Raw genomic sequence first — 6,896 nt, forward strand, 5'->3', positions numbered from 1 at the left:
GGATGGAGGAGAAGGGATGGCGGCGGGGATGGCTCGTCGCGGTCCTCCTGGGCCTTCCAGCGGTGGCGGGAGCCGAACCGGTGGAGGACCCGGCGCCGGAGGACGCGGATCAACCGCTCCACGTCGCCCGTGAAGACGGCGACGGCGACGGCGACGGCGGCGACGGCGAGGACGCTTCCAAGGCGGCGTCGGGCGACGCGCTGGACGGCGCGGTGGCGCAGGCGATGCCTGGCCCCGCGCAGGGTCCGGTGAGGGGCGCGCCGGAGCAGGTGGATGCCCCCAGCGCGCCGGTGCCCGACGCGGCCGCGCCGGGCGCGAAGAAGAAGAACAAGGGCGCGGACACGCTGGGCGAGGCGCCGGACGAAGCGGACAAGGCGGACGACAAGGGCAAGACGCAGCAGCGCATCCGGGTGTTCGGCCGCGTGTTCGCGCAGGGCACCGCCGACGAGCGCCAGAAGTATCAGCGCGACCTGGGCATCGAGTCGGCGCGCGTGGGCGTGGCCGCGTCGCTGTCCAACCTGGAGGCGGAGGTGAGCGCGGATCTCGCCTCCAAGACGATCCTCAAGGACGCCTTCGTGCGGCTGGCGGATGACTCCAAGCGGCTGCGCCTGTACGCGGGCCGCTTCAAGTCGCCCTTCCTCCAGCGCTCGCTGGAATCCGCGTGGAGCCTGCCCCTGCAGGGGCGCGGCCTGGTGGAGGACTACCTCACGGACACCAACGGCCTGGGCGGCCGGCGTCTGGGATTGATGGGCGAGGTGCGGCTCAAGGAGGCCTGGGGCCTGAAGCTGTCCGCGGGCCTCTTCGAGGGCGGCGAGGGCCCGGGCGGGGAGCGGCTGAGCGAGGACGGCGCGGCGCGCCTGAGCGTGCGGCCCTTCAAGTTCCTCACCGTGGGCGCGAGCACCTACCTCACGCAGGTCATCGACGGGACGCAGCGCTACGCGACGGCGGCGGACGCGGAGGTGACGCTGTGGGGTCTGTCATTGACCGGCGAAGTGGCGCGCGGCCAGCTGGCGCTGGGGCCCTTCATGTCGCAGTCGGTGCTGGCGTACTGGACGGTGCCGGTGGGCCGCGAAGGCTGGGCCGTGCAGCCCATGGTGGGGGCGGAGGCGTTGCAATTGCAGGGTGGAATTCAAGCGCAGGGCCATGCGCTGACGGGGGGCTTCAACGTGTTGCTGGCGGATTCCTTCAAGGCCCAGGTCCAGGCCGAGCGTGCGCTCCGGCCGGGGGACCTGGAGCCCGCACTTGAGCTGTCATTGCAGCTCGCCACCCGCTTCCGGTGAGGAGACACGGACATGATCTCGTTCGCTGAAGGCGAAGTCACCAAGTTGCGCCGTGAATTCAAGGTGGTGCTGCAAGGCTCCGAGGCCGGGGCGGTGTGCGCCCAGCTGTCGCAGGAGCTGGGCGGGGGGCTGCCACCGCCCACGCGCATCGTGTCGGTGTACTTCGACAAGCAGGGGTATCCGCTGGCCGAGCGCGCCATCCACACGCCGGACAACTGCATCAAGGTGAGGACGAAGGAGTACTCGCCGGACGTGGGCACGGCGGGCCGTGAGCGCGTGGTGCTGGAGGTGAAGCGCGAGCGCGGCGGGCTCACGCAGAAGCGGCGTGTCTGGGTTCCGCGCGCGGAGCTGGGCCGGGCGATTCGCGGCGGGGTGAGCCTGTTGCCGCTCATCGCGGGCGGCAGCCTGATGCCGGTGCTGGCGGTGACGTACCGGCGGCACGTGTATCAGGTGTCGCAGGCGTGGCGGGTGACGGTGGACCGGGACATCGGCTTCCACCAGGTGTCGCCGGAGCTGGCGTTGTCGCCCACCGCGCTGACGGTGGAACGACTGGGAATGCCGCTGTGGGAGGACTCGCGGGTGGTGGTGGAGGTGAAGCACCTCGGGGCGGAACTGCCCGAGTGGCTGGCGGCCCTCAATCCGGGGGGCGCGCCGGCCTACAGCAAGTTCGCGGAAGGAATGGCGAGGGTGCATGCCTTCGCCGCGGCCGGGGTTGGGGTTGCAGGGGGATAGGGTACCGTGTTCATCGATTTCGAAGGCATTGACGGCAGCGGCAAGACGACGCTCTCCAACCTGCTCACCGCGCGGCTCAAGCGGATGGGCTACAAAGTGACACATGCGCGGGAAGGCGGCGAATTGCAGTCGCCCACGGCCCGGCGCATCCGGGAGCTGACGCGGGACTCGCGGCTGCTGGAGATGGGTCCGCGCGCCGAGTTCTTCCTGAACCTGGCGCGGGACGCGCAGCAGTTGGAGGAGGTCATCGCGCCCTCGCTCAAGCGGGGCGAGGTGTGCATCACCGACCGCTACCTGTACTCGCAGCTCGCGCTGACGGCGGGGGGGCGGGGCCTGAAGGAGAACGCGCTCCTGCCCGCCTGCGAGCTGGCGTCGCAGGGCCTGTGGCCGGACCTGGTCATCCTGGTGGACGTGGATCCGGACCTGGCGCGGCTGCGCAAGCGGCTGGGCAAGCTGCAGAGCGGGCGCGCCAACGACACGGACAGCCGCAAGGGCCTGGTGGGCGCGGGGCTGGCGGTGCGCGTGCGCGAGGCGTTCCTGGAGCAGGCCCGGAAGGATCCGACGCGGTGGATCATCCTGGAGAACAACGATCAGCCCCTGCGCATGCTGGAGCAGCGGCTGGTGGAGGCCGTCGTCGCGCGGCTGGAGGGCCGCGAGCAGCCGGTGCAGCGGATGGTGCCGGCCCCTGCCCCGCCGCTGCCGGGCGTGCCGTCGGTGGACGATGTGGAAGAGCGCTTCTTCCACGCGCTGGACGGCCTGGAGGCGCGCGAGCCGCAGCTCGCGGTGTGGCTGCTCAATGGCATCCCCGGCCTGCCCGCGCACCAGCGCCGGCTGGCGTACGCGGAGCGGCTGCCGGGGCTGGTGGCTCGAAGCCTGACGGGGCTGGACGACGACACGGCGTGGACGCTGCGCGAGGTGCTGGCGCCGAGCGTGCCGGTGGACGTGGCGGAGGGCCTGGGGTTCGTCACCTCCCCGCGCTCGCACGCGCTGCGCCAGCGGCTGTACGCGCAGGCGCCGGCGGCGGTGCTGGAGGGGCTCAAGCGCCAGGACTCGCCGGAGGCGTGGGCGCTGCGGGAGCGCGGCATGAAGGATGGCCACCTGGGCGCGGTGCTGCTGGGCCTGGCCGGGGTGGATGGTGAGGAGTCCTGGGTGGTGCGCGAGGCGGGCATGCAGCGCAAGCTGTACGCCGAGGTGGCGCGCAGCCTGGGAGGGCTTGCCACGGAGCGCGCGGAGGCGCTGCGCGAGGTGCTGCTCAAGCACGACCGGCTTTCGGTGCTCAAGAGCACCACGGGGCTGGAGACGCCGCTGGCGCTGGGGCTGCGCGAGCAGTTGGAGAAGGGCGCGCTGAAGCTGGTGCTGCGCTCGCTCACCGGGGTGGATTCGCCCCGGGCCTGGGAGATGCGCGAGCGGGGGGCGCCGCTCACGAAGGAGGCGCTGGACTCCGTGGACGGAATGGATGTTCCGCGGGCGTGGAGGCTGCGGGCCTCCTCGGCGCGCCGGTGGCCGGCGACGGTGGTGTCCTCGATGCGGGGGCTGCCGCTGGTGGCGGAGACGCGGGCGCTGCTGGAGCGGGTGCTTTCGGAGCAGGGTGGGAGCCTGCCGGTGCTGCGCAACGCCTATGCGGTGGTGGCGCAGGCCCGGCTCCTGGAGCAGGCGGCGCGCACGGTGCGGCCCTCGGTGGAGACGTCCACGGCCCACCTGGGACGGCAGGAAGCATGACGCCCATGGAAGGTCCATTCGCGACGATGTTCCAGGACGTGGAGCGGGAGCTTCAGTCGCTGTCGATGGCGTCGATGCTGCCGAGGCTGGTGGCGGCGGCGCTCATCGGAGCGCTGCTGTCGTCGCGGCCCTGGCGGCTGGTGATGGGCAAGCCGCTGCCGAAGTCGGACATGGTGCAGGCGCAGATCCTCCTGTGCGCGGCGGCGGCGGTCATCACCGCGGTGATTGGAGACAGCGTGGCGAAGGCGTTCGGCCTGGTGGGGCTGGGCGGCTTCGTTCGGTTCCGCTCGGGGCTGAAGGATCCGCGCGACGCGGCCATCCTCTTCCTGGTGATTGGCCTGGGCATGGCGTGCGGCCACGGCAACCTGGTGCTGGCGAGCGTGGGCACGGCGTTCGTGATGGTGCTGCTGCTGGTGCTGGACCTGTTCGAGAAGAAGGAGTCGCCGACGGCGGGCGCGAAGCAGCGGCTGGTGTTGTCCGCGCAGTCGGACGACCTGGTGCGCGCGGAGGCGACGCTGCGCAAGGCGCTGGGGGAGCGCAACGTGATGGTGAAGAGCTGCGCGTTGGACTTCTCCTCCAGGCGGTTGGAATTGGAAGTGGAGGAGCCGGAGCCCGGGACACTGGCGGCGGCGTTGGGCAAGACGGAAGGGTCATCCCTGCGGGGGTTGCGGTGGACGGCGGTGAGCGCCAAGGGCGCGCGGGAGGAGATGGCATGAAGTTCAGGAAACTGGCGGTGCTGTTCGCGGCGTGTGGCTCCCTGGTGGCGTGTGGTGGTGGCGGAAGCCTGCCCACGGGGAACGACCCCGGCGCGCCCACGACGAATCCGGACGGCACGGTGGACCTGCCGGGGGACGCGGTGCAGCCGGACAACGGGCAGACCGGCGGGGAGAACAACCCGGACGAATACACGAAGCTGTGGCCGCTGACGCAGGGCTCGACGTGGACCTACCGCATCAACGACCCGGTGAGCGGGGTGTTCAACAAGACGGTGACGGTGCTGGGGCCGGAGACGGTGCCGGACACGCAGATGACGGCCATCAAGGTGCACAGCAAGCAGGACCGCACGGCGACGACGGGCACGGTGTACGAGGAGAACTCGTGGCAGTTGGAGCTGACGAACGGGCTGGTGGTGCGCCTGCGCGAGGAGGACATCACGGATGGCCTGCGCACCCGGGCGACGACCTGGTCCCCGGCGATGATGAAGTCGCTGGCGGCGGCGCCGGCCTCCGTGCCCTGGGAGCACCAGGACGCGGTGCGCGAGCTGATCACGTATGACGCGGGCGGGACGGAGGGGAAGGATCCGACCTACGTCTGGAAGGTGCTCGCGAAGGACGTGACGGTGACGACGCCCGCGGGCACGTTCACCAACGCCATCAAGGTCCAGCGCGACAAGCTGAACAAGAGCGGCGAGGTGAAGGAGGAGAAGCAGCGGATGTACTGGCTCGTTCCCGGCGTGGGCAAGGTCCGCGAGGAAGGCGAACGGACCGAGGAGCTGGTCTCGTTCGATGTGAAGAAGCCGTAGCGCTGGGCTCAGGCCTGCGCGCCGTCGTCGTACGACACGCGCAGGCCCTGGTGCGTCACGGTGATGAGCGGGCGGCCCATCCAGCCGCAGTGCGTACAGACCGCGTTCGGGCCTCGGGCCGTCACGCGCACCGGCAGGTCCGCCTCGCACACGGGGCACCCTTCCGGCAGGGTGTACTCGCGGGTCTCGGTAGCGATTCCGGTCATGGACTCAGGGGTAATGCAGCGTTCGGGCTCCGCAAGCCCGCCTGCTCGCTGTGTTCCGCCTTCACCCTGACGAACCACCGTGAAGGCCTGTTCACACAGCCTTCGGCCTCACGCGTCGCTCGTCCGCCTGTCTCCCCCTGCGGGGACGTTTTTCGGATGAACGTTCGACCATGAACGGTTGGGCCCCGGTCCCGAATGTCTCGGGCCGGAGGATTCATGGACCGGACGAAGTCTCTATCGCTCGCCCCCCTGGCTGCCCTGCTCGTGCTGGGCTGCGCCGCGGGTACCGCGCTCGCCCTGCCGCGTGATCCCTATCTGCAGCGCGTGGGTCCCGACACCGCCACCGTGGCGTTCCGGCTCGCTTCGAATTGCTCATCGGCCCAGGTCCGCTATGGCGTCGGCAACACCAGCACGGTGGCGCGCTCCACGGACTCCGCGCGCATCCATGCCGTGGTCCTCACCGGCCTGACTCCCGCCACCACCTATACGTATTCAGTGGACGCGTGCGGTGAGACGACCCCCGCGAAGACCTTCGGCACCGCGCCCGTCAGCGGCACCCGGCGCGTGCACTTCGCCGCCGTGGGTGACTTCGGCACGGGCGGCAGCGACCAGAAGAAGGTCGCCGCCGCCATGCTCACCAACAAGCCGGAGCTCTTCGTGGCGCTGGGCGACAACGCCTACGCGTCCGGCACCGAGACCGAATTCCAGACGAACCTCTTCACCCCCATGGCCGCCCTGCTCGCGCAGGTGCCCATGTTCGCCACCCCGGGCAACCACGAGTACGTGACCAACGAGGCCCAGCCCTACCTGGACAACCTCTACCTGCCCACCAACAACGCCGAAGGCTCGGAGCGCTACTACTCGTTCGACTGGGGCCACGTGCACTTCGTCTCCATCGACTCGAACTGCGCCGTGGGCCTTGCGTCCGCGTCCAAGTGCACGCTCGCCGCGCAGAAGGCCTTCGTGGAGAAGGACCTGGCCGCCACCACGCAGCCGTGGAAGGTCGTCTTCTTCCACCACCCTTCCTGGTCCAGCGGCGAGCACGGCTCGCAGCTCACCATGCGCCGCCAGTTCGGCCCGCTGTTCGAGAAGTACGGCGTGGACCTGGTCCTCACCGGCCATGATCACGACTACGAACGCAGCAAGCCCATGCTGGGCGACGCCGAGGCTGGCAAGACCGAGCGCGGAATCCCCTACCTCGTCGTGGGCGGCGGCGGCGCCACGCTGCGCGCCTTCGCCACCTCCCGCCCTTCCTGGAGCGTCATTCGCGATGACGCGGCCCACGGCTTCCTCGACGTCGACGTCGTGGAGGGCACCCTCACCGCGAAGCTCGTGAAGACGGACGGTGGCGTGCTCGACTCCTTCTCCCTCACCAAGGAGCTGCCCGCTCCTCCCCCGCCCCCGCAGGGCACGCTCAACGTCACCGTCGGCAACGCC

The 6,896-nt window shown here is 70.5% G+C and carries 7 protein-coding genes; 6 read left to right on the plus strand and 1 reads right to left on the minus strand.

Annotated elements, in window-relative coordinates; genetic code table 11:
- Positions 1 to 2: 2 nt before the first annotated feature.
- Genes D7X74_RS37510 through D7X74_RS37530 form a run of 5 tightly spaced genes read left to right on the plus strand, consistent with a single transcriptional unit; the run spans position 3 to position 5,253 of the window.
- The gene (locus D7X74_RS37510) at positions 3 to 1,280 is read left to right on the plus strand and encodes a hypothetical protein (protein WP_120537783.1); all 1,278 of its coding nucleotides are present in this window, start codon (positions 3 to 5) and stop codon (positions 1,278 to 1,280) included.
- A gap of 12 nt (positions 1,281 to 1,292) precedes the next feature.
- A complete protein-coding gene (locus D7X74_RS37515) occupies positions 1,293 to 2,012 on the plus strand; it encodes a VTC domain-containing protein (protein WP_120537784.1) in 720 nt (239 codons plus the stop codon).
- Between the two features lie 6 nt (positions 2,013 to 2,018).
- Positions 2,019 to 3,731, plus strand: coding sequence for a dTMP kinase (gene tmk / locus D7X74_RS37520; protein ID WP_120537785.1), 1,713 nt, complete (start codon positions 2,019 to 2,021; stop codon positions 3,729 to 3,731).
- Positions 3,732 to 3,736: 5 nt separating this feature from the next.
- Positions 3,737 to 4,447 (plus strand): DUF4956 domain-containing protein, encoded by a 711-nt coding sequence (locus D7X74_RS37525; protein ID WP_120537788.1) that lies wholly within the window; start codon positions 3,737 to 3,739, stop codon positions 4,445 to 4,447.
- Positions 4,444 to 5,253, plus strand: coding sequence for a hypothetical protein (locus D7X74_RS37530; protein WP_120537786.1), 810 nt, complete (start codon positions 4,444 to 4,446; stop codon positions 5,251 to 5,253). Before D7X74_RS37525 ends, D7X74_RS37530 begins: the two co-directional genes overlap by 4 nt.
- Positions 5,254 to 5,261: 8 nt before the next feature.
- On the opposite strand, the gene D7X74_RS37535 is transcribed toward D7X74_RS37530, so the two are convergent.
- A complete protein-coding gene (locus D7X74_RS37535) occupies positions 5,262 to 5,459 on the minus strand; it encodes a hypothetical protein (protein ID WP_120537787.1) in 198 nt (65 codons plus the stop codon).
- Between the two features lie 216 nt (positions 5,460 to 5,675).
- Between D7X74_RS37535 and D7X74_RS37540 the strand changes: the two genes are divergently transcribed.
- The coding region (locus D7X74_RS37540) for a metallophosphoesterase family protein (protein ID WP_120537789.1) at positions 5,676 to 6,896 on the plus strand (1,221 nt) is incomplete at its 3' end.

It is taken from the genome of Corallococcus sp. CA047B (genome assembly GCF_003612065.1).
Lineage (GTDB): Bacteria > Myxococcota > Myxococcia > Myxococcales > Myxococcaceae > Corallococcus > Corallococcus praedator.